The organism is Paucibacter aquatile (assembly GCF_002885975.1).
Taxonomy (GTDB): domain Bacteria; phylum Pseudomonadota; class Gammaproteobacteria; order Burkholderiales; family Burkholderiaceae_C; genus Paucibacter_A; species Paucibacter_A aquatilis.
Genome location: NZ_POSP01000003.1, coordinates 488,326 through 510,980 on the forward strand (window position 1 = coordinate 488,326; position 22,655 = coordinate 510,980).

The window sequence follows — 22,655 nt, forward strand, 5'->3', positions numbered from 1 at the left end:
CCGTGTGAAGGTGCGGGATTCTACCGAGAGCGCGGGACCTGGCCGGACAAAGCGGCAAAGGGGCCTGCCAAGAACGCCTGGCGGCCCCTCTTTGCTTCAGCTTTCCCGCGATTCAGCTTTCCCGCGCTTCAGCGCTCGGTCTTCATGGCATGGACGATGGCGTCCACGCGGTCCAGCAGCGCGCCTTGATCCAGAGTGGTCAGCTCTCGGCCCTTGAGCACGCGGCGACCGCCGACCCAGACGTCGGAGACATGCTCGCGGCCGGCCACGTACACCAGCTGCGCGTCGGCGTGGTAGACCGGGCGGCATTCCAGCGCGTCGAGCGAGACGGCCACCACATCGGCCAGCTTGCCCACTTCCAGCGAGCCCAGATCAGCCTCGCGGCCCATGGCCTTGGCGGCGCGGATGGTGGCCATTTCCAGCGCCGTGCGGGCCGAGACGGTGGTGCTGTTTTGCGTCGTGCCCTTGGCCAGCAAGGCGGCCGCGCGGATCTCACCGAACATGTCCTGGCGGTTGTTGGAGGCCGCGCCATCGGTACCGAGGATGGTGTTGACGCCGGCCGCCTCCAGTGCCGTGATAGGCGCCACGCCCGAGGCCAGCTTGAGGTTGGAGTTGGGGTTGTGCACCAGGTGCACGCCCTGGCGGGCCAGCATGGCGATTTCGTCCTCGCTCAGATGCACCATGTGCACGGCCATCATCTTGCTGTTCAACACGCCCAGCCTGTTCAGGCGCTCCAGCGGGCGCATGCCGTACTGCTTCAGGCTGCCTTGCACCTCATCTTCGGTTTCGTGGATGTGGCAGTGCATCTGGATGTCCAAGCGCTCGGACAGCTCGCGCAGCTTGACGAAGGTTTCGTCCGACACGGTGTAGGGTGCGTGCGGCGCGCTGGTCCAGTCCAGCAAGGCCTCGCCCTTGAACTGCTCGTAGGCGGCCACGCCCTTGGCGATGTAATCATCCGGGCCGGAGGCATAGCCGGTGGGGAAGTCGATCACATTGATGGACACGCCGGCGCGAATGCCCGAATCCACCGCGGCGCGGGCCATGGCGGTGGGGAAGAAATACATGTCGTTGAGGTAGGTGACGCCACCGCGCAAGGCTTCGGCGGCCGAGAGCAGGCTACCCTGGTAAGTCCAGTCCTCGCTGACCCACTTCTTCTCCAGCGGCCAGATGTGGTTGTTGAGCCAGTCCATCAGCGGCACATCGTCGGCCACGCCGCGCAGCAGGGACATGGCCGAATGGGTGTGGCCGTTGATCAGGCCGGGGATCAGCACGTGTTGACCCATTTCCACGAGCTCCGCATCGGGGAACTGCGCTTCAGCCTCGGCCCAGGGCAGGACGGCGGCAATGCGCTCGCCCTTCATGACCAGGGCGTGCTCGTTCAGCACCTCGCTGCCGGGGGTCATGGTCAGCAGCCAGCGGGCTTTCAGAATCGTCGTCGTGCTCATGTTCAGGAACTCCGGGGATGAAGGGGGTGGATGGGGCCAGACTTTAGGCGGCCGGGCGATCGAACGATGGGTCAAACACCTGCTCAAAAAGCGCCAGAAGTCGCGGGCCATCGACGGCCACGCAGACCTGCTGCGCAGGGCTCTGGTCCCAGGGCGCCGTCAGGCTGGCCGCGGGCCGGGTGTTCTGGATGGTCTGGCCCACGGCCAGGCCCTCGGTCACCACCCGCACCGGGCCGGCGCGCAGGGTGAACAGGCTGGGGTCGATGGCATAGGCAATCGCGCTGGCGTCGTGGCCGTAGATGCCCTCGATGCCGGCCACGCTGTGATAGAAGTCCTGGTAGTGGCGGGTGGCCTGCCAGAGAAACTCGCCCACCGCAGCGCCCTGCCCGCCTCGGCCGCGCAGGCCATCGAGATAGGACTCCTGCATGACCACCGCATGGGTCACGTCCAGACCCACCACCACCACCGGCCAGGGCGCGGCCAGCACCTGATCGGCCGCCTCAGGGTCGTTGATGATGTTGGCTTCGGCCACAGGCGTGACGTTGCCACTGTGGCCGTGGGTGCCAAAAGCACCGCCCATGATGATGACCTGGGCCACCTTGGCGGCGATGCCGGGGTCATGCTGCAGGGCCAGGGCCAGATTGGTCATGGGGCCGACAGCGATCAAGGTGATCTCGCCCGGCTCGGCATTGACCATATCGCAGATCAGCTCATGCGCGGGGCGCGGGTCCAGTGGGGCCAGGTCTTGTTCGGCCAGGGCCAGCTCGGCGCGGCCACCCAGGCCGTCTTCGCCATGGACATGGGTGGAATGCGGACGCGCGGCATGCGCGAACAATGGGCCAGCAGCGCCGGCGGCGACGGGCACCGGCTGGCCGTAAAAGGCGCAGAGCGCGCGCGCATTGCGCGTGGTCACCTCGATCGAGGCATTGCCGAACACCGAGGTCACGGCACGAAGCTTGAGCGCCGGATGGCGGGCCAGCAGGAACAACGCCATGGCATCGTCAATGCCGGGGTCGGTGTCGAAAATCACCGAACGTGGGCGGTGCGAGAGATCAGTCATGACGGTACTGCTTCCAAAAACTCACGCGGAGAAGCCAAGCGCTTCTCCTTCATCATTGATTCGTTCAGCGCGGCGCAAACGCAGCGCCGAGCTCGGCGCGGCGCGGCATCGCATCTTGCACCCCGGGGCGGCTGACCGCCAGCGCGGCTGCGGCTTGCCCGAGGCGAACGGCCGCTTGCGCGCCCTGCCCTTCGGCCAAGGCGGCGGCCAAGCCGCCCACCAGGGTGTCACCCGCGCCCACCGTCTCGACCGCCTTGACGGCTTGGGCTGGCAGCAAGACCTGACCCTCGGCATTGCACAGCAAGGCGCCCTTGGCGCCCAAAGAGACCAACACCTGGGCGGGGCCTCGTGCACGCAGGCATTCCGCCGCCGCGGACACCTCCATCGAAGCCTCGCCACCCGCCATCAGCAGCGCCTCGGTCTCGTTGACCACCAGCCAGTCGCTGAGGGCCAGCAGCTCGGCCGGCACGGCCAGGGCCGGGGCGGCATTGAGCACAGTGACGGCACCGGCTGCGCGCGCGATCTCGAACGCCGCCTGAATGGCCGGCACCGGCACCTCCAGCTGAGCCACCACCACGGCGCTGGCTTGCAGCTGCGCGCGGGCCGCCTGCACATCGGCGGCACTCAGCTGGGCATTGCTGCCCGGCACGTAGACGATGGAGTTCTCGCCATCGCGGCTGGCCACCATGATGACGGCGATGCCGGGCAGGGCCTGCGGGTCGCGATGGACGGCGCGGCAATCAATGCCCTCGCCTTCCAGCGCCTGCAGCAAATCGCTGCCGTACTGGCGCGTGCCCACGCGGGACAAAAACACCGTGTGGGCGCCCAGGCGGGCTGCGGCCACGGCCTGGTTGGCGCCCTTGCCGCCGGGGGTCATAACGAAACGCTGGCCGACCAGGGTTTCGCCCGGCTCGGGCAAGCGCTCGGAATGCGCCAGCATGTCGATGTTGAGGCTGCCGACCACGGTCACGCTGCGTGCTGCTGTCATCTTGGGTTCTACCGAATTCAAAAGTCAGGGGGCGAGCAGCGCCGCGTCGGGGGCGGCCGTGCTCTCGCGCACAACCAGGCGCGGGGTCAACAACACATCTTTCAGGGCAGCGCCCGGGTTCTCGATGCGCTCGATCAGCACCCGACCGGCTTCATGGCCCAGCTCTTTGATGGAGCAACCCACCGAGGTCAGGGCCGGGAAGACATAGCGGCTGAGCTCGATGTCATCGAAGCCCACCACCGAGAGCTGCTGCGGCACGCGCAGGCCGAGCTCGGCCGCGGCGCGCAGGGCGCCGATGGCCATCATGTCGTTGCTGGCGAAGATGCCGGTGAACGGCGCCGCGGCGCCGTGCTCAGGCTTAGCCTGGGCCATCAGCAGGCGCCGTGCGGCGTCGTAACCCCCGGGGCTGCTGAAATCGCTCTCGATCACCCAGGAGGCGTCCGGGCTGATGCCGGCTTCCTGCAGGGCGCGGCGCCAGCCTTCGATGCGCTCACGGGCCACCTCGAACTCGGCCGGGCCGCTGATGCAGGCCACACGGCGGTGGCCCAGTTCGATCAAATGACGCACGGCGTTGTAGGCGCCCTGCTGGTTGTGCACCGACACCCGGTCGGCGCGCGCGCCCGGGACCAGGCGGTCGACGGTCACCGAGGGCACGCTGGCCAGCTTGAAGATGCGGGCCAGGGCTTCGTCGTCACCGGCGGAGGACAGCAGCAAACCATCGACTCGCTTTTCCAGCAGGGTGCGCATGTACTGCTGCTGGCGCTTGGGGTCGTTGTCCGAGTTGCACAGGAACACCGAGTAGCCGGCCAGGCGGCAGCTCTCTTCCACACCGCAGACCAGTTCGGCAAAGAAGGGGTTCTGCACATTGGGCACCAGCACCCCCACGATCTTGGTCTCGCTCTTGCGCAGCGAGCGCGCCACCGCGCTGGGCAGGTAGCCGATTTCCTCGACCGCGGCCAGGACACGGCGGCGGGCATCGGCACTGACCGGCCGGGTCTCGTTCAGCACATGGGACACGGTGGTGAAGGACACCCCGGCCAGGGCTGCGACATCTTTGATGGTGCTCACAGGATCAACACTCGCACGGTCTCGCTGGTGGAGAACTCTCGCCGGCGCGCATGCGTGCCGTCGGACGGGCCCTCTCTGCCTTGTTTTGATGTGATTTATTGAGGTTGGCAAACGTTTGCCAACCAGGCCGAAGCATAGCCGATGCAAGGCGCGTTCTGCGCACATGCAAATTGGGAATTTGCGCAAAGCAGGGCTTGGATGCCCAAAAACCGAGCAGGCATGAACCAGGCTGGCGCATCCAGGCCCGCGAGGAAGCCGGACGGAGCGTGCAGCTCCCCGGCGTGTACCCAAAAAGAACAGCCCCGGCGGTCCAAGGACGCGCGGGGGCTGCATTGTGGCCTGCCTGCGCAGGCCCTCAGACCGGGATCAACCCGGAGCGATCAACGCTCGCCGATGGGCTTGACGTTGCGCGAGGTGGCGCCGACGAAGAGCTGGCGCGGACGGCCGATCTTGTACTCCGGGTCGCCGATCATCTCGTTCAGTTGGGCGATCCAGCCCACCGTGCGGGCCAGAGCGAAGATGGCGGTGAACAGCGGCACCGGGATGCCGATGGCTCGCTGCACGATGCCCGAGTAGAAGTCGACGTTCGGGTAGAGCTTGCGGGCGACGAAGTACTCGTCTTCCAGCGCAATCTTTTCCAGCTTCATGGCCAGTTCGAACAGCGGGTCGTCCTGCAGGCCCAGCTCGCCCAGCACCTCGTAGCAGGTCTCGCGCATCAGCTTGGCACGCGGGTCGTAGTTCTTGTAGACACGGTGACCGAAGCCCATCAGCTTGACGCCGGAGTTCTTGTCCTTGACCTGCTTGATGAACTCGCCAATCTTGTCAACGCCGCCCTGCTTCTGGATGTCACCCAGCATGTTCAGGCAGGCCTCGTTGGCGCCGCCGTGAGCGGGGCCCCACAGGCAGGCCACACCAGCGGCGATGGCTGCGAAGGGGTTGGTGCCCGAAGAGCCGCACAGGCGAACGGTCGAGGTCGAGGCGTTTTGCTCGTGGTCGGCGTGCAGGGTGAAGATGCGGTCCATGGCGCGCACCAGCACGTCATTGGGCTTGTACTCCTCGCACGGCGTGGCAAACATCATGCGCATGAAGTTGCCGGCGTAGCTGAGGTCGTTCTTCGGGTAGATGTAGGGCTGGCCGATGGTGTACTTGTAAGCCATCGCCACCAGGGTCGGCATCTTGGCGATCAGGCGGATGGCCGCGATCTCACGATGCTCGGGGTTATTGATGTCGGTGCTGTCGTGGTAGAAGGCCGACATGGCGCCCACCAGACCGGTCATCACGGCCATGGGGTGCGCGTCGCGGCGGAAGCCACGCAGGAAGAACTGCATCTGCTCATTCACCATGGTGTGGTGCATGACGCGGTTCTCGAACTCGGCCTTCTGCGTCTCGTTCGGCAGCTCTCCGTAGAGCAGCAGGTAGCAGGTTTCGAGGTAGTCGCAGTTGACGGCCAGTTGCTCGATCGGGTATCCGCGGTACAGCAGCTCGCCCTTGTCACCGTCGATGTAGGTGATGGTGGAGTTGCACGAAGCCGTGGACAGGAAGCCCGGGTCGTAGGTGAACTTGCCCGTCTGCGCGTACAGCTTGCGGATGTCGATCACATCCGGGCCGACCGAACCCTTGTAGATGGGCAGGTCCATTTGCGGGCTGCCGTCGGAGAACGACAGGGTGGCTTTGACGTCAGACGGTGTCATGAGCAGGTCCTTTGACTTCTTGGGGAAACTTTTATGGGGCGGTCCTGATGAGGCTCAGGACTTCTTCAACATCGGGGCGCTGCAAATCGCCTTGCGGCTCCTTGCGGCACAGCAGCAAGTCCAACAGATCGTTATCGGACAGATCCATCAACTCCCGCAGCCCTTGCGCCTGCGATTCGGTCAGCGTGTCCGCATGCTTGTTGAAGAAACGCTCGATCAGGAGATCGTTCTCCAACAGGCCGCGCCGGCAACGCCAGCGCAGCTTGGACAGGGCGCGCTCGTCGATCAGCGCGTCTGCAGCGGGAGTGATGGCAGCTTGGGTGCTCATGGCCAGGGCTGGTGCTGCTGCGTCCTCAGACGGCGCGGCGCACCATCATTTCCTTGATCTTGCCGATGGCCTTGGTGGGGTTCAGACCCTTGGGGCAGACATCGACGCAATTCATGATGGTGTGGCAGCGGAAGAGCCGGTACGGATCTTCCAGATTGTCCAGGCGCTCGGCCGTGGCCTGGTCGCGGCTGTCGGCGATGAAGCGATAGGCTTGCAGCAGACCGGCAGGGCCGACGAACTTGTCGGGGTTCCACCAGAAGCTGGGGCAGCTGGTCGAGCAGCTGGCGCACAAGATGCACTCGTACAGACCGTTCAGCTCGTCGCGCTCTTCCGGGAACTGCAGACGCTCCTTGTCGGGCAGCGGCGTGTCGTTGATCAGGAAGGGCTTGATCGAGTTGTACTGCTTGAAGAACTGCGTCATGTCGACGATCAGGTCTCGCACCACCGGCAGGCCCGGCAGGGGCTTAAGCACCACAACACCCGGCAAGGTGCGCATATTGGTCAGGCAGGCCAGACCGTTCTTGCCGTTGATGTTCATGGCATCCGAGCCGCACACGCCTTCGCGGCAGGAACGACGGAAGCTCAGGGTCGGATCCAGCTGCTTGAGCTTCATCAGTGCGTCGAGCAGCATGCGCTCGGAGCCGTCCAACTCGACCTCGAGGGTCTGCATATACGGCTTGGCATCCTTGTCCGGGTCGTAGCGGTAGATCTGGAAGGTACGCTTGGTCATGGGGTGTCCTTGATATTCGGGTCGCAGTGTGTCGGTGCGGGTTCGATCAGAAGGTGCGAACCTTCGGGGGGATCGACTCGACCGTCAGCGGCTTCAGATTGACCGGCTTGTAGTCCAGGCGGTTGCCTTCCGAATACCACAGCGTGTGCTTCATCCACTCGGCGTCGTTACGGCCGTTCGGATGCTCGGGCGTGTCGCCATAGTCATTGACCGTGTGGGCGCCACGGCTCTCGGTGCGGGCTGCCGCCGACACGATGGTGGCTTGCGCCGCCTCGATCAGGTTCTCGACTTCCAGCGCCTCAATGCGGGCGGTGTTGAAGACCTTGGACTTGTCCTTCAAGGTAATGTTCTTCACACGGGTGGCGATCTCGGCGATCTTGCCCACGCCTGCGTTCAGCGACTCCTGGGTGCGGAACACGCCGGCGTGCAGCTGCATGGCGGCACGCAGGTCGTTGGCCACATCCTGGGCGTATTCGCCCGAGGTGCTGTTGTCCAGGCGATCCAGTCGCGCGACCGATTGCGCGGCCGCGTCGGCCGGCAACGGCTTGTGCAGCTTTTGCTTCAGACCCGACTCGACGATATGGTTGCCCGCCGCGCGGCCGAAGACCAGCAGGTCCAGCAGCGAGTTGGTGCCCAAGCGGTTGGCGCCGTGCACGCTGACGCAAGCGCACTCGCCCACGGCGTAAAGGCCATTGACCACGGCATTCGGGTTGCCATCCTTGGGCGCCACGACCTGACCGTAGATATTGGTCGGGATGCCGCCCATCTGGTAGTGGATGGTCGGCACCACAGGGATCGGTTCCTTGGTGATGTCGACGTTGGCGAAGTTATGGCCGATCTCGAACACCGAAGGCAGGCGCTTCATGATGGTCTCGGCGCCCAGGTGGGTCATGTCCAGCTGGATGTAGTCTTTGTTGGGACCGCAGCCGCGACCTTCCTTGATCTCCTGGTCCATGCAGCGGGACACGAAGTCGCGCGGGGCCAGATCCTTCAGCGTCGGCGCATAGCGCTCCATGAAACGCTCGCCATTGCAGTTGCGCAGGATCGCGCCTTCGCCACGGCAGCCTTCGGTCAGCAGCACGCCCGCGCCGGCCACGCCGGTCGGGTGGAACTGCCAGAACTCCATGTCTTCCAGCGGGATGCCGGCGCGTGCCGCCATGCCCAAGCCGTCACCGGTATTGATGAAGGCGTTGGTCGAGGCCGCGAAGATGCGACCGGCACCGCCAGTGGCCAGCAACACGGTCTTGGCTTCCAGGATATGCAGCTCGCCGGTTTCCATTTCCAGCGCGGTCACACCGACCACATCGCCTTCGGCGTCCTTGATCAGGTCCAGGGCCATCCACTCGACGAAGAACTGAGTCTTGGCCTTGACGTTCTGCTGATACAGGGTGTGCAGCATGGCGTGACCGGTACGGTCAGCCGCGGCGCAAGCGCGTTGCACCGGCTTTTCACCGTAGTTGGCGGTGTGGCCACCGAAGGGGCGCTGGTAGATGGTGCCGTCGGCATTGCGGTCGAAGGGCATGCCGAAGTGTTCGAGCTCGTACACGACCTTGGGCGCTTCGCGGCACATGAACTCGATGGCGTCCTGGTCACCCAGCCAGTCCGAACCCTTGACGGTGTCGAAGAAGTGATAGTGCCAGTTGTCCTCGCTCATATTGCCCAGCGAGGCGCTGACGCCGCCTTGAGCGGCCACGGTGTGCGAGCGAGTCGGGAAGACCTTGGACAGCACGGCCACATTCAAGCCGGCCAGAGAGAGCTGCAAGGATGCGCGCATGCCCGAGCCACCGGCTCCGACGATGACCACATCAAACTTGCGCTTAGGAATTGTCTTGTTGTTCGCCACCGTCATCACAGTCTCCACAGCACTTGGATCGCCCAGCCGGCGCAACCCACCAACCACACCAGCGTGAACACCTGCAGAGTCAGGCGCAGGGCGACCGACTTCACATAGTCCATCCAGATATCCCGAACACCGACCCACGCGTGGTAGGCCAGCGAAATGATCAACACAAAGGTCAGCACCTTCATCCACTGCTGCGAGAAGATGCCCGCCCAGCGGTCATAGCCCAGCGGGCCCGGCAGCAGCACCTGCACCAGCAAAGCCACGGTGAACAAGGCCATCAGAACGGCGGTGACGCGCTGCGCCAGCCAGTCACGCAAACCATAGTGCGCACCGACAACGATGCGTTTGGAGCCAAAAGTACTCATTGTTTGTCTCTTCTTTCTCGAGGGCCGATCAGTACAGGCCGAACAGCTTGGCGCCCAGCAGCAGGGTCAGCAGCACGCTCAAGGCCAGGGTGATGACGGCCGAGCTGTGACCTTGCTCTTTGCTCACGCTATGGGTGGCGTCCATCCACAGGTGGCGCACGCCAGCGATGAAGTGGTGCAGATAGCCCCAGATCAGGCCCAGCACGGTCAGCTTGACGAACCAGGCAGGCACAAAGCCGATGCCGGCCACAAAAGCGTTGGTGAAGCTCTCGTAGGAGATTTCCGAGCTGACGCTGGTGTCAAACATCCAGATGATGAAGGGCAGCAGCAGGAACATCAGCAGGCCGCTGATGCGGTGCAGGATGGACACGATGCCGGCAGGCGGCAGACGGTAGGAAATGATCTCGGTCACATGGATATTGCGATAGACCGGTCGATTTTTTGCTTTTGAATTGGTGGCGTCTGTCATACCCAACCTTTGTAATCAACGTGAAACCACGGGAGTTTATTGCAATGCAGCACAGCAGCCTGTGAAACCCGTGCGCCGAACACAACGCAGCAGGTGGCTATTCGGTGCTGCAAGACTCAGTTCAGCTCATTGCGGTAGAAGTGCGAAGCGGTGTTGTAGAGCCCGCGGCGCAACTCTACCGGTTTATCCCCATAGGTGAATGACAGGCGCTCGACGCTGAGCAGCGGCGCCCCAACCTCCACCTGCAACAAGGCCGCCGTTTCGGCATCGGCCGCCACGGCTCGGATCTTCTCCTGGGCGCGAATCATGTGAACCCCGAACTCCGCCTCGAAAAGCCCGTAAAACGGGCCGCGATGCTGGTTCAGCAGCTCGGTGCTCAAGCCCTTGAACAACTGCCCCGGCAGCCAGATGTCATCCAGCACCACGGGCTCGCCCTTGCTGTGCAGCAAGCGGCGCACCTCAACCATGGGGTCGCCGGTGCGCAGCTGCAGCTGCCGTGCAATCGCCGCGGGCGCACGCAGCCGCCGGCAGTCCAGCAACTGCCGGCCGAGTGACTCGCTGCCTTCGTCCGGCATCAGGCGCAAAAAACGGTACTGCTGCTTCTGCTCGGCATGGGTGGCCACAAACGTGCCCTTGCCCTGGCGACGCACCAGCAGGTTCTCAGCCGACATCTCATCGATCGCCTTGCGCACCGTGCCCTGGCTGACGCCAAAGCGCGCGGCCAACTCCAGCTCGCTGGGGATGGACTCCCCGGCCTTCCACTCCCCGGCCTGCAAGCGGGCAATGATCAGCCCTTTGATCTGGCGATACAGCGGACTGAAGGACGGGCTCTCGGCGGACGAAGTGCTGGAGAGCAAAGCGGCCGACGCACCGGTCGCTGCAGCAGGCGCCGCCGACGTCGCAGGCAGCACCGCCCCCGAGCGCTCAGAGGCGACGGCAGGCGCTGTTCGCGGCAGCGACGAGGGTGGCAGGTTCGGCATGGGCGGCATTGCAGCACAAGCGCCGCGCAAAAGTCCATCGCCAAGGCCATGACCCAGCACTCCAGTCTTATATAAGACAGAAGACTGTCAGATTTTCGCCATAATTGCACAAATTCGCAGCAGCATTTGAACGGCGGGCGCCGCTGGGACTAGGGGATTGCCCGAGGACTGGCCTACACTTGCCGCGCACTTCTTGCGCCCTCCCCGTGCCTCGCAGCCCTGCGGCGCCCGGACCGGCCAAGCCGAACACGCTGTCGTACCGATCGATCGATTCCTTTCTCATTCAAACCTTCGGAGCCACTCCATGAGCAAGACCCCCGTTCGCGTTGCCGTCACCGGCGCTGCCGGCCAAATTGGCTATGCCCTGCTGTTCCGCATTGCCTCTGGCGAAATGCTGGGCAAGGACCAGCCCGTCATCCTGCAATTGCTGGAGATCCCCGACGAAAAGGCCCAGAACGCACTGAAGGGCGTGATCATGGAGCTGGAAGACTGCGCCTTCCCGCTGCTGGCTGGCGTTGAAGCCCACAGCGACCCGCTGCAAGCCTTCAAGGACACCGACTACGCCCTGCTGGTTGGCGCCCGCCCCCGCGGCCCCGGCATGGAGCGCGCCGACCTGCTGGCCGCCAACGCCCAGATCTTCACCGCCCAAGGCAAGGCCCTGAACGCCGTCGCCTCGCGCAATGTCAAGGTCCTGGTGGTCGGCAACCCCGCCAACACCAACGCCTATATCGCCATGAAGTCGGCCCCGGACCTGCCGGCCAAGAACTTCACCGCCATGCTGCGCCTGGATCACAACCGCGCCGCCTCGCAACTGGCTGCCAAGACCGGCACCAAGGTCGGCGACATCAAGAAGCTGACCGTCTGGGGCAACCACTCGCCCACGATGTACGCCGACTACCGCTTCGCCACCACCAACGGCCAGTCGATCAAGGATCTGGTCAACGACCAAGTCTGGAACGCTGACACCTTCCTGCCCACCGTGGGCAAGCGCGGCGCCGCCATCATTGCCGCTCGCGGCCTGTCCTCGGCCGCCTCGGCCGCCAACGCCGCCATCGACCACATGCGCGACTGGGCCCTGGGCTCGAACGGCGAATGGGTGACCATGGGTGTGCCTTCGAACGGCGAATACGGCATCCCTGCCGGCGTCGTGTTCGGCTTCCCGGTGACCACCGCCGGCGGCGAGTACAAGATCGTCGAAGGCCTGGAGATCGACGCCTTCTCGCAAGAGCGCATCAACATCACCCTGGCCGAGCTGCAAGGCGAACAAGACGGCGTCAAGCATCTGCTGTGATGCAGTCCGCGCCCGCGCCTCGGTGGCGGGCGCAGCAAACGCCTTGAAAATCGGGCCGGCATGGCATCCATGCTGGCCCGTTTTGTTTTCAGGTCCGCCCTGCCAATGCCCACAACCCTCTTCCGCCTGCCTGCACCATGAGCTCCTTGCCCGCCCTGCACCCCAAACTGGCCTTGTTCGAAGACGGTGACGCCGCCACCGTGCTGCCCGTGGTCGACCACTACTGCGGCGTCGAAGTGCGCATGCGCAAGAGCCTGGAGTTGCAGGCCGAGATGGGCCCGGTGTTTGACATCACCCTGGACTGCGAAGACGGCGCCCCCATCGGCGGCGAGGCCGAGCATGTGCAGCTGGTCACGGAGCTGCTCCACAGCGCGCACAACCGGCACGGCCGCGTCGGCGCACGGGTCCATCCTTTCGATCACCCGAGCTTCGAGGCCGATGTCGACGGCTTGATCGCCGGGGCCGGCGAGCGCCTGGCCTTTCTGATGATCCCCAAGCCGCGCAGCGCCGAGGAGCTGGCGCGCGCCTGCGCCTTCATCGACGAGCGCCTGCAACACCACGGCACGCAAAAGCCCCTGCCCCTGCACACCTTGATCGAAACCCATGGCGCCCTGCGCGATGTGATGCAGATCGCCGCCCACCCGCGCATCGAGTCCCTGTCTTTCGGCCTGATGGATTTCGTCTCCGCCCACCGCGGCGCCATCCCGCGCCATGCGCTGACGGCCGAGGGTCAGTTCAGCCACCCGCTGATCGCCCGCGCCAAACTCGAAATCTCAGCGGCTGCCCACGCCCATGCCAAGACGCCCTCGCACTGTGTGGTGACCGAATTCAAGAACAGCGTCGCCCTGCAAGCGGCCGCCACCCGCGCGGCGCGCGAGTTTGGCTACACCCGCATGTGGAGCATCCACCCCAATCAGATTCAACCCATCCTGGACGCCTTCGCCCCCAGCGCCGCCGAGGTGGATGAGGCACTGGAAATCATCCAGGCCGCACAAGCCGCCCAGTGGGCGCCGATCCAGCATCGCGATGTGCTGCACGACCGCGCCAGCTACCGCTTCTTCTGGCACCTGCTGGAACGCGCCCACGCGACCGGCCAGCCCCTTCCTGCGGAAGCGCGCCTGGCCTATTTCAGCGGCGACTGATCCGTCATTCGCTGGAGTGCGCTGCGCGCAACGGCCGCTTGCAATTGCTGGCAAACGATTACCCTCGGGCACGAATCACGGAGCGACAATAGCGTCATTCAGATGCCAGCGCTGCGGCGCACATCCCTCCTGCTTGAGAGCCCCCCATGATTCACACCCCCTTGAAATCCACCGTGTTGGCCTGCGCCCTGGCCCTGCTCAGCAGCTCGGCCTGGTCCGCCGCCGTTGAAAGCGCCAAGCCGCGCAACCGCCTGGCCGCCAAGATCAAGCCGGCCGCGCCCGCGCCGGTGCCTGCTGTCGAGGACAACAGCCCGCTGAGCGAAGAGCAAATGGCCGTGGCCCCGCAGGTGCACGCCGGCGAAGCCAGCTGCGAGTTCAAGCACAAGGTCTCGGTGACACCGCATCCCGAGAAGCCCGGCCGCTTCCGCCTGCAGTTCGGCCAGACCGTCTACAACATGGCGCCCGAGCCCACCACCACCGGCGCCGTGCGCCTGGAAGACAAGCAGGCCGGCGTGGTCTGGCTGCAAATCCCGGCCAAGTCCATGCTGATGAACACCCGCATCGGCCAGCGCCTGGTGGACGGCTGCCAGCATGCCGAGCAAGTGGCCATGGCCCAGGTGAACGAGCCCCTGACCGACGGCGGCATCGGCATCACCCCGAGCGAGCCGCAGACCCCGCCGCCCGCCCCGGTGGCCAAGGCCAGCGCCAAGAAGCGCGTCAAGTAAGGATCGCTCACACGGCCTGTTCCGCAGGCCCCAGCAAAAAAGGAGACCTTGCGGTCTCCTTTTTTTGTGGCCGGGTCGAGGCGAAAGGTCCTCGCCTCCCTTTCAGCTCACTCGCCCACTTCACTCCCCCAGATACGCGGCACGCACCTTGGGGTCATTGAGCAAGGACTGACCCTCGCCCGTCATCGTCACCAGGCCTGACTCCATCACATAGCCCCGGTTGGCCAGCTGCAGCGCCCGGCTGGCGTTTTGCTCCACCAGCAGCACCGTCACGCCTTGCTTGTGGATGTCGTTCACCACTTCGAAGATTTTGTCCACCATGATGGGGGACAGGCCCATGCTGGGCTCGTCCAGCAACAGCACCTTGGGCTTGGCCATCAACGCCCGGCCCATGGCCAGCATTTGCTGCTCGCCGCCGCTCATGGTGCCGGCCAGCTGCGCGCGGCGCTCCTTCAGGCGCGGGAAGATGCCGAAGATGCGCTCGATGTCGGCCTCGATGCCGGCCTTGTCGCTGCGCAGGTAGGCGCCCATCTGCAGGTTCTCGGTGATGGTCATGCGGGTGAAGGTGCCCCGCCCTTCCGGCACCATGACCAGGCCTTGCTTGACCAGGTCCCAGGGGCCTTGGCCCTTGATGCTCTGGCCCAGGTACTTCACGTCGCCGTCGGCCACCGGCTGCAGGCCGGTCACGGCTTTGAGCGTGGTGGTCTTGCCCGCGCCGTTGGCGCCGATCAGGCTGACGAGTTCGCCTTGGCGCACTTCGAAGTGCACGCCTTTGACGGCCTGGATGCCGCCGTAGGCGACCTTGAGTCCGCTGACTTCGAGCAGGATGTCTTGTTGTGGGTTCATGTGGGTGTCGCCTTGTTGCTGGTGATCCTGGGGCCGCGATCAGTGGGCTGCATGCCCGGCGCCCAGATAGGCTTCGATCACTTTCTCGTTGCGCTGCACGTCGTAGGGCGTGCCTTCGGCAATCTGCTTGCCGTAGTCCAGCACCGTGACGCGGTCGCACAGACCCATCACCAGCTTCACATCGTGTTCGATCAGGAGGATGGTGCGGCCGTCCTTGCGGATGCGGTCGATCAGCTCGCGCAGCACCACCTTCTCGGTGGCGTTCATGCCGGCGGCGGGCTCGTCCAGGGCGATCAGCTTGGGGTCGGTGGCCAGGGCGCGCGCGATCTCCAGCCGGCGCTGGTCGCCGTAGCTGAGCGTGCGGGCCTTGTATTCGGCGTACTTGCCGATGCCCACGTAATCAAGCAGTTCCTGGGCACGCTTGGCAATCGCCGCCTCCTCGGCCTTGAAGCCGGGGGTGCGGAAGATGGCGCCGATCAGGCCCGAACCGGAGCGCACATGGCGCCCCACCATCACGTTCTCCAGCGCCGTCATCTCGGCAAACAGCCGGATGTTCTGGAAGGTGCGCGCGATGCCGGTCTTGGCCACTTCGTGCACGGCGGTCGGGGCATAGGGCTTGCCGCCGAGCTCGAACGTGCCGCCGTCCGGGGTGTACAGGCCCGTGATGACGTTGAAGAAGGTGGTCTTGCCCGCGCCGTTGGGGCCGATCAGGCCGTAGACCTGGCCTTTGTTGATCTGGATGCCCACGTCGGAGAGGGCTTGCAGGCCGCCGAAGCGCTTGGACACACCGGCGACTTTGAGCACCACATCTGCGTTGCTGTTGTTGTTGCTTGTCATGGCTTGTTTTCCTTTGCAGACCCGGTGTTCACTTCTGCGGCACCGGCGCGGCGCGGCCGTGCTCGGGCGCCGGCCACAGGCCGCGCGGACGCACCAGCATGATGCCGATCATGGCCAGGGCCACCAGCAGCTGGCGCAGGATGGAGGCGTCCAGACGCCCGCCCGTCATCTCCTGCAGCGGGCCGGCCGCGTAGCGCAGCACCTCAGGCAGGGCCGACAGCAGCAGCGCGCCCAGGATCACGCCGGGGATGTGGCCGATGCCGCCCAGCACCACCATGGCCACGATCATCACGCTCTCTTGCAGGCTGAAGGACTCGGGGCTCACAAAGCCCTGGAAGGCGCCGAACATGGAGCCCGACACCCCGCCGAAGGTGGCGCCCATGCCGAAGGCCAGCAGCTTCAGGTTGCGGGTGTTGATGCCCATGGCCTTGGCGGCGATCTCGTCCTCACGGATGGCCATCCAGGCGCGGCCGATGCGGCTGTTCTCCAGGCGATAGCAGATCAGCACACTGAACACCACCAGCACCAGGAAGAGGTAGTAGTACAGCGTCACCGAGGGGATGGGGAAGCCGAACAGCTCGGTGCCCTTGCCCAGGTCCAGGCCGAAGAAGTGGAAGGAGTCAATCTGGCCGATGCCGCGCGGGCCGTTGGTGATGTTGACCGGGTACTCCAGGTTGTTCAGGAACACGCGGATGATTTCACCGAAGCCCAGGGTCACGATGGCCAGGTAGTCGCCCCGCAGCTTCAGCGTGGGCGCGCCCAGCATGACGCCGAAGAAGGCCGCCAGCCCCGCCGCCAGCGGGATCACCAGCCACAGCGGCGAGTGCAGCCCGTCGGGGAAGGCCATGCGGAAGGCCTCGAAGTTCTCGCTCAGGTGCGGGCTCGACAGCAGCGCGAACATGTAGGCGCCGACCGCGTAGAACGCGACATAGCCCAGGTCCAGCAGACCGGCGTAGCCCACCACGATATTCAGGCCCAGGGCCAGCATCACGTACAGCAGCGCCAGGTCAATGATGCGCACCGGCCCGTTGCCGAACTGCTGCGCAATCAGCGGCACCACCAGCAGGCCCAGGGCCGAGAGCAGGAAGACGAAGAGTTTGTTCTGTTGTTGCATGGTCTGTGTCTCCTTGGGGCCTCAAGCCCGATCCGCCACGCGCTCGCCCAGCAGGCCCGAGGGCCGCAGCGTCAGCACCAGGATCAGCGCAATGAAGGCAAAGATGTCGGCATAGTGGCTGCCCAGCACGCCACCGGTCAGGTCACCCAGATAGCCCGCACCGATGGCCTCGATCAGGCCCAGCAGCACGCCGCCCACCATGGCCCCGGCCAGGTTGCCAATGCCACCCAGCACCGCCGCCGTGAAGGCCTTCAGCCCCGGCATGAAGCCCATGGTGTGCTGCACCGTGCCGTAGTTGGCCGCCCACATCAGGCCGGCCACCGCGGCCAGCGCCGCACCGATCACAAAGGTGGTCGAGATGATGAAGTCAGGCTTCACCCCCATCAGGCCCGCCACCTTGGGGTTCTCGGCCGTGGCCCGCATCGCGCGGCCCAGCTTCGTGTGATTCACCAGCCACATCAGCGTGGCCAGAATCATCACCGTGGCGCCCAGGATCACGCACTGCGTCACCGTGATCACCGGCCCGCCCAGATCGATCGGCGTGGTCGGCAGCAGCAGCGGGAAGGGCTTGGGATTGGGCTTCCAGATGATCATGGCCAGGGTCTGCAGCAGCAGCGACATGCCCATGGCCGTGATCAGCGGTGCCAGACGCGGCGCATTGCGCAGCGGCCGGTAGGCGATCTTCTCCACCAAAAAGTTCAGCGTCGTGCACACCAGCACCGCACAGCCCAGCGCGATCAGCATCAGCGCCCAGCCCGGCAGCCCAGAGCCCGCCAGCGCGCTGATCACCGTCCAGCTCACCAGCGCCCCCACCATCAAAATCTCACCGTGCGCAAAATTGATCAGGTTGATGATGCCGTACACCATCGTGTACCCCAGCGCCACCAGCGCATACATGCTCCCGAGCACCAGCCCGTTGATGATTTGCTGGAAAAAAGTTTCCATGAAGCGTCTCCGGTATGGCGGTCAGCGTCTTGCGCGTTCCCGCCCAATCGTTGTGCTGAACTTTGAGCAGATAAAAAAAAGCCCGCCGCAATGTCGGCGGGCCCACGTGGCCATCAAGTCCTGCAGCCTGAGCTTCATTGTAGGAGTCGGGTTCCAAGGGGTTTCGCTGGTAAATACCCCTAGCGCAGAGTGTCCCCAAGACCTCGATTTGAGCGCCTAATCCCGGGGCTCGCTCGCCGAGCCCGATTCACCCTCGCGCGCCTCGGCATTGAGGCGGCGAAGCTCGGCCAAACGGTCCCCGATGCGCAGCTCCAGGCCACGGTTCACCGGCTCGTAAAAGCGCTGATCTTCCATGCCCTCAGGCAGGTAGTGCACGCCGGCCGCAAAGCCGCCCGGCTCGTCATGCGCGTAGCGGTACTCGCGCCCGTAACCCAGATCGGTCATGAGCTTGGTCGGCGCATTGCGCAGATGCAGGGGCACGGGGCGGCTGGCATCGCTCTTCACAAACGCCCGCACGGCCTTGTAAGCGCCGTAGACCGCATTGGACTTGGGCGCCACCGCCAGGAACACCACCGCCTGGGCCAGCGTCAACTCGCCCTCGGGCGAACCCAGTCGCTCGTAGGTTTCGGCCGCATCCAGACAGATGCGCAGCGCGCGCGGGTCAGCCAGGCCGATGTCCTCGCTGGCCATGCGGATCAGGCGGCGCGAGATGTAGCGCGCATCGACACCGCCGTCGAGCATGCGGGCCAGCCAGTAGAGTGCGGCATCGGGGTCGGAGCCGCGCACCGATTTGTGCAGGGCTGAGATCACATCGTAGAACTGCTCACCGCCCTTGTCATAACGGCGAAGTTGCTCGCCCAGCGCGCGTTCGAGCACGGCCTCGTCGATCTGCGCCACAAATGGCGGGGTCAGCGAGGCCACGGCCTCCAGAGCGTTGAGCAGACGGCGCGCATCGCCATCGGCATAGGCCGCGAGGCGCTTGGCTGCGCCGTCCGTCACCGGTGGGCAGGCCAGCAGCTCGGCGCCGCGCCGCACCAGATCGAGCAGATCCTGCTCGTCCAGCGACTTGAGCACATGGACGGTGGCGCGCGACAACAGCGCCGAGTTGACTTCGAAAGACGGGTTCTCGGTGGTGGCGCCGATGAAGGTGAACAGGCCCGACTCCACATGCGGCAGGAAGGCATCCTGCTGCGACTTGTTGAAGCGATGGACTTCGTCCACGAACACCACGGTGCGCCGCCCCTGGGCGGCCACACTCTGCGCGCGCTCGACCGCCTCGCGGATGTCCTTGACCCCGCCCAGCACCGCCGAGATGGTGATGAACTGCGCCTCGAAAGACAGGGCCATCAAGCGCGCCAGCGTGGTCTTGCCCACGCCCGGTGGGCCCCAGAGGATCATGGAATGCAACCGCCCCGACTCGAAGGCGGTGCGCAGCGGCATGCCGGGGCCCAGCAATTGACGCTGGCCGATGACCTCGTCGAGCGAATTGGGCCGCAGGCGCTCAGCCAGGGGCGGATGCAAGGAGGCCTGACCGAACACGGGCGAGGCGGCAGAAACGGCAGGGGCGGCAGAAGACCCCGCGCTGCGGCTGGGCAGCGCAGCGGGCAGCTCGTCTTCGGGAAACAGGGAATCACTCATGGCCGCCATGCGGGGCACTTTCTCATCTTCACCAAGGACTCAAGAAGCTGTGGATGGGACGTGAAGCCCGGCTTCACTGCTCGACCAGATCGGCCCCGGCCGGCAACACAAAGCGGAAGCGATCCGCAGGCAGGCTGGCGTTGACCGCCAGGCCGCTGAAATCCAGGCGCGAGCGCTGGCCGAAACCATCGACGATCTCGAGCGCCGCCAGATCGCGGCCCTTGAAACCAATCTTCAGCGACTGGAAGCCACCGTCAGCCTGGCGCGGCAGGGCCTGCACCCAATCGAGCCCGCCTTCGGACGGCAGGGCCTTGAGCGTGAAGTCGCGCTCCAGATTGCCACCCGCCAGCAAGGCCGCCGGCGTGGCGCCCAGGGCCTGGTTCATGCGGCGGGAGCTGGCTTGATTGAGGTCGGGGTCAAAGATCCAGACCTTCTGACCATCGCCGACGATCAGTTGCTCGAAAGGCTTGCTGTAGGCAAAGCGGAACTGATTGGGCCGCTGAAACTCAAAGCTGCCTTGCGAGCTCTTGCTGCGCTTGCCATCGGGCGAGTTGACGGTCTGCTTGAACTGGGCACTGGCGCTTTTCACCTCGCGGGCGAAATCGCGCAGCGCGCTCACCGCGTCGGCACGAGCCACAGAGGCCAGGGTCAGCAACACAGCGGCCAGCACGGCACGGCTCTTCATCGTCATCATGGTTGGGGTCCTGTGCGGAGAGGTCGCGGGGCTCATTCGTCGCGCTTGGGCACGATCAGGTCGCGGTTGCCATTGGTGGCCATGCTGGACACCAGGCCCGACTTTTCCATCTGCTCCAGCAAACGCGCGGCACGGTTGTAGCCGATGCGCAGATGGCGCTGCACCAGCGAGATGGAGGCGCGCCGGTGCTGCAGCACCACGGCCACGGCCTGGTCGTACATGGGGTCGGCTTCGCCGTCACCGCCGGCCGTGCCGCCGCCGGCTTCGCCGCCCTCGCCTTCCAGCACGCCGCCCTCGAGGATGCCCTCGATGTAATTGGGCTCGCCCTGGCTCTTGAGGTACTCGACCACGCGGTGCACTTCTTCATCACTGACAAAGGCGCCGTGCACACGAATTGGCAAGCCGGTGCCCGAAGGCATGTAAAGCATGTCACCCATGCCCAGCAAGGCCTCGGCGCCCATCTGGTCGAGGATGGTGCGGCTGTCGATCTTGGAGCTGACCTGGAAGGACAGACGGGTCGGGATGTTGGCCTTGATCAGGCCGGTGATCACATCAACCGAAGGCCGCTGCGTGGCCAGGATCAGGTGGATGCCGGCCGCGCGGGCCTTTTGTGCCAGGCGGGCGATCAGCTCTTCGATCTTCTTGCCGACCACCATCATCAAGTCAGCCAACTCGTCGATGACGACGACGATGAAAGGCAAACGCTCCAGCGGCTCCGGCTCCTCGGGCGTGAGGCTGAAGGGATTGCCGATCTTCTCGCCGCGCTCGGTGGCTTCGTCGATCTTCTTGTTGTAGCCGGCCAAATTGCGCACGCCCATCTTGCTCATGAGCTTGTAGCGGCGCTCCATCTCGCCCACGCACCAGTTGAGCGCATTGCTGGCCTGCTTCATGTCCGTCACCACGGGCGCCAGCAGATGCGGGATGCCTTCGTAGACGCTCATTTCCAGCATCTTGGGGTCGATCAGGATCAGGCGCACATCGCGCGCCTCGGCCTTGTAGAGCAAGGACAGGATCATGGCGTTGATGCCGACCGACTTGCCCGAACCGGTGGTACCGGCCACCAGGCAGTGCGGCATCTTGGCCAGGTCGGCCACCACGGGCAGGCCGACGATGTCCTTGCCCAGGCCCATGGTCAGCTGCGAGCTGGCATCGGCATAGACCTGGGAGCCCAGAATCTCGGACAAGCGAATGGTCTGGCGCCGCGCATTGGGCAGCTCCAGAGCCATGAAGTTCTTGCCCGGAATGGTCTCGACCACGCGGATGGACACCAGACTCAGCGAACGCGCCAGATCCTTGGCCAGGCCAACGATTTGCGAGCCCTTGACCCCCGTGGCCGGCTCGATCTCGTAGCGGGTGATCACCGGGCCGGGCGAGGCCGCGACCACACGCACCTCGACGCCAAAATCGCGCAGCTTTTTCTCGATCATGCGCGAGGTCATTTCCAGCGACTCGGGCGTGACCGAGACCACCTGCACCGGCGCCGTGTCCAGCAGGTCGACCTGGGGCAGCTTGGTGTCGCTGGCGTCAGCGAACAAAGTGGTCTGACGCTCCTTGGCCACGCGGGTGGACTTGGGCACCTCCATCACCGGCGCTTCGATGACGATGGGGATGTGAGTTTCCTCCACCACCTGGCGCTCGACCTCGACCACCAGTTCGCGCTCCTGCGCAGCCTGCTCACCAACACGCTGGTCTTCGGCCTTCTCACGCCGCTCCAGGCGCTGCTCACGCCATTGGTCCAGCCGTGCACCCAGCTGTTCGGCCAGATGCGCCCAGGAGAACTTCAGCGCCAGGCCGGCGCCCAGCAGCAGCACGCTGATCCAGACCACGCCCGAACCCGCAAAGCCCAGCACCTTCATGCTCCAGGGGCCGAGCGAGTAACCGAGCACGCCGCCGGCATGGCCAGGCAAGCGGGTTTCCCAGGAATAGAGCCGGGTCCACTCCAGGGCCGAGCTGGCGCAGAGCAAAAGCACCAGGCCCAACAGCCAAAGCAGCAGCGGGCGGCGGCTGCCGGGGGCTGGCGGGCTGTCGGCCCGCAGCAGATCGGCCAGCTGCCCCAGCCAGACACGCAAGCCCACGATCAAGAGCCACCAGGCCGAAAAACCAAAGCTGAAAAGCAGCAAATCGGCCACCCAGGCGCCGACGGCGCCCATGCGGTTGCCGTAAAGCGCGTGTTGGCCGGAAATGGAAAACGCCGCGTCGGCGCGGTCATGGCTGACCAGGGCCAGCACCACCAGGCACCAGAGGGCGCCGCTCAGCAGCAGCCAGACCGGCGTGCGCAGGGGGTTGTGGCGGGGCGGAGGCGGCGGGGCCGCCTTCTTGGATTGGCGTTTGTAGACTTTGTCGGGCGTGCCGACCTCGTCGTCACGCGAGAGGGAACCCAGCGGAAAACTCATGCTGCCATTGTGGCGCAGGTTTCAGGGCCTGCCGCCCTGCCAGTTCATACGGGCCGCTGCTTC

The 22,655-nt window shown here is 65.2% G+C and carries 21 protein-coding genes; 3 read left to right on the forward strand and 18 right to left on the reverse strand.

Going from position 1 to position 22,655, the window contains the following annotated elements; genetic code table 11:
* Positions 1–128: 128 nt before the first annotated feature.
* The 11 genes from C1O66_RS05395 to C1O66_RS05445 form a co-directional block, all read right to left on the reverse strand.
* On the reverse strand, positions 129–1,445 hold the full coding sequence (locus tag C1O66_RS05395) for a TRZ/ATZ family hydrolase (protein WP_102766949.1): 1,317 nt from the start codon (positions 1,443–1,445) through the stop codon (positions 129–131).
* Positions 1,446–1,488: 43 nt separating this feature from the next.
* Entirely contained in the window at positions 1,489–2,505 is a 1,017-nt protein-coding gene (locus C1O66_RS05400; RefSeq protein ID WP_102766950.1) for a nucleoside hydrolase, read from the reverse strand.
* A 64-nt stretch (positions 2,506–2,569) separates the two neighbouring features.
* Entirely contained in the window at positions 2,570–3,493 is a 924-nt protein-coding gene (locus tag C1O66_RS05405; protein ID WP_102766951.1) for a ribokinase, read from the reverse strand.
* Positions 3,494–3,517: 24 nt separating this feature from the next.
* Complete coding sequence (locus C1O66_RS05410) at positions 3,518–4,561, reverse strand: substrate-binding domain-containing protein (RefSeq protein WP_102766952.1); 1,044 nt, start codon at positions 4,559–4,561, stop codon at positions 3,518–3,520.
* A gap of 380 nt (positions 4,562–4,941) precedes the next feature.
* Entirely contained in the window at positions 4,942–6,252 is a 1,311-nt protein-coding gene (gltA, locus tag C1O66_RS05415) for a citrate synthase (RefSeq protein WP_102766953.1), read from the reverse strand.
* 31 nt (positions 6,253–6,283) lie between these two features.
* Entirely contained in the window at positions 6,284–6,580 is a 297-nt protein-coding gene (locus tag C1O66_RS05420) for an FAD assembly factor SdhE (protein WP_102766954.1), read from the reverse strand.
* Between the two features lie 25 nt (positions 6,581–6,605).
* The gene (locus C1O66_RS05425; RefSeq protein WP_102766955.1) at positions 6,606–7,310 is read right to left on the reverse strand and encodes a succinate dehydrogenase iron-sulfur subunit; all 705 of its coding nucleotides are present in this window, start codon (positions 7,308–7,310) and stop codon (positions 6,606–6,608) included.
* Positions 7,311–7,356: 46 nt separating this feature from the next.
* A complete protein-coding gene (sdhA, locus tag C1O66_RS05430) occupies positions 7,357–9,159 on the reverse strand; it encodes a succinate dehydrogenase flavoprotein subunit (protein WP_102766956.1) in 1,803 nt (600 codons plus the stop codon).
* A complete protein-coding gene (sdhD, locus tag C1O66_RS05435) occupies positions 9,159–9,518 on the reverse strand; it encodes a succinate dehydrogenase, hydrophobic membrane anchor protein (RefSeq protein WP_102766957.1) in 360 nt (119 codons plus the stop codon). Before sdhD ends, sdhA begins: the two co-directional genes overlap by 1 nt.
* A 28-nt stretch (positions 9,519–9,546) precedes the next feature.
* Entirely contained in the window at positions 9,547–9,987 is a 441-nt protein-coding gene (sdhC, locus tag C1O66_RS05440) for a succinate dehydrogenase, cytochrome b556 subunit (protein ID WP_102766958.1), read from the reverse strand.
* 116 nt (positions 9,988–10,103) lie between these two features.
* Positions 10,104–10,967, reverse strand: coding sequence for a GntR family transcriptional regulator (locus tag C1O66_RS05445; RefSeq protein ID WP_102769479.1), 864 nt, complete (start codon positions 10,965–10,967; stop codon positions 10,104–10,106).
* A 304-nt stretch (positions 10,968–11,271) separates the two neighbouring features.
* Here C1O66_RS05445 and C1O66_RS05450 point away from each other — a divergent pair, with 304 nt between their 5' ends.
* The 3 genes from C1O66_RS05450 to C1O66_RS05460 all read left to right on the forward strand — a co-directional run bounded on the left by C1O66_RS05450 (position 11,272) and on the right by C1O66_RS05460 (position 14,125).
* Positions 11,272–12,258, forward strand: a complete 987-nt coding sequence (locus tag C1O66_RS05450; protein WP_102766959.1) for a malate dehydrogenase — start codon at positions 11,272–11,274, stop codon at positions 12,256–12,258.
* A gap of 137 nt (positions 12,259–12,395) precedes the next feature.
* The gene (locus C1O66_RS05455; protein WP_102766960.1) at positions 12,396–13,400 is read left to right on the forward strand and encodes an HpcH/HpaI aldolase/citrate lyase family protein; all 1,005 of its coding nucleotides are present in this window, start codon (positions 12,396–12,398) and stop codon (positions 13,398–13,400) included.
* Positions 13,401–13,546: 146 nt separating this feature from the next.
* The gene (locus tag C1O66_RS05460; protein ID WP_102766961.1) at positions 13,547–14,125 is read left to right on the forward strand and encodes a ParB N-terminal domain-containing protein; all 579 of its coding nucleotides are present in this window, start codon (positions 13,547–13,549) and stop codon (positions 14,123–14,125) included.
* Positions 14,126–14,245: 120 nt separating this feature from the next.
* Here the strand turns inward: C1O66_RS05460 and C1O66_RS05465 are convergent, their stop codons facing one another.
* From C1O66_RS05465 to C1O66_RS05495, 7 genes are all read right to left on the reverse strand, one after another.
* Positions 14,246–14,971: an ABC transporter ATP-binding protein gene (locus tag C1O66_RS05465; RefSeq protein ID WP_102766817.1), complete on the reverse strand. Its 726-nt coding sequence runs from the start codon at positions 14,969–14,971 to the stop codon at positions 14,246–14,248.
* A 39-nt stretch (positions 14,972–15,010) separates the two neighbouring features.
* The gene (locus C1O66_RS05470) at positions 15,011–15,808 is read right to left on the reverse strand and encodes an ABC transporter ATP-binding protein (RefSeq protein WP_102766818.1); all 798 of its coding nucleotides are present in this window, start codon (positions 15,806–15,808) and stop codon (positions 15,011–15,013) included.
* Positions 15,809–15,836: 28 nt separating this feature from the next.
* A complete protein-coding gene (locus C1O66_RS05475; RefSeq protein WP_102766819.1) occupies positions 15,837–16,922 on the reverse strand; it encodes an ABC transporter permease subunit in 1,086 nt (361 codons plus the stop codon).
* A 21-nt stretch (positions 16,923–16,943) separates the two neighbouring features.
* Positions 16,944–17,867, reverse strand: a complete 924-nt coding sequence (locus C1O66_RS05480; RefSeq protein ID WP_102766820.1) for a branched-chain amino acid ABC transporter permease — start codon at positions 17,865–17,867, stop codon at positions 16,944–16,946.
* A 216-nt stretch (positions 17,868–18,083) separates the two neighbouring features.
* Positions 18,084–19,505 carry a replication-associated recombination protein A gene (locus C1O66_RS05485; RefSeq protein WP_102769480.1) on the reverse strand — a complete coding sequence of 474 codons (1,422 nt, stop codon included), beginning with the start codon at positions 19,503–19,505 and terminating at the stop codon, positions 18,084–18,086.
* 73 nt (positions 19,506–19,578) lie between these two features.
* A complete protein-coding gene (gene lolA, locus C1O66_RS05490) occupies positions 19,579–20,199 on the reverse strand; it encodes an outer membrane lipoprotein chaperone LolA (protein ID WP_394341020.1) in 621 nt (206 codons plus the stop codon).
* 32 nt (positions 20,200–20,231) lie between these two features.
* On the reverse strand, positions 20,232–22,592 hold the full coding sequence (locus C1O66_RS05495) for a DNA translocase FtsK (protein WP_102766962.1): 2,361 nt from the start codon (positions 22,590–22,592) through the stop codon (positions 20,232–20,234).
* Positions 22,593–22,655: the final 63 nt, after the last annotated feature.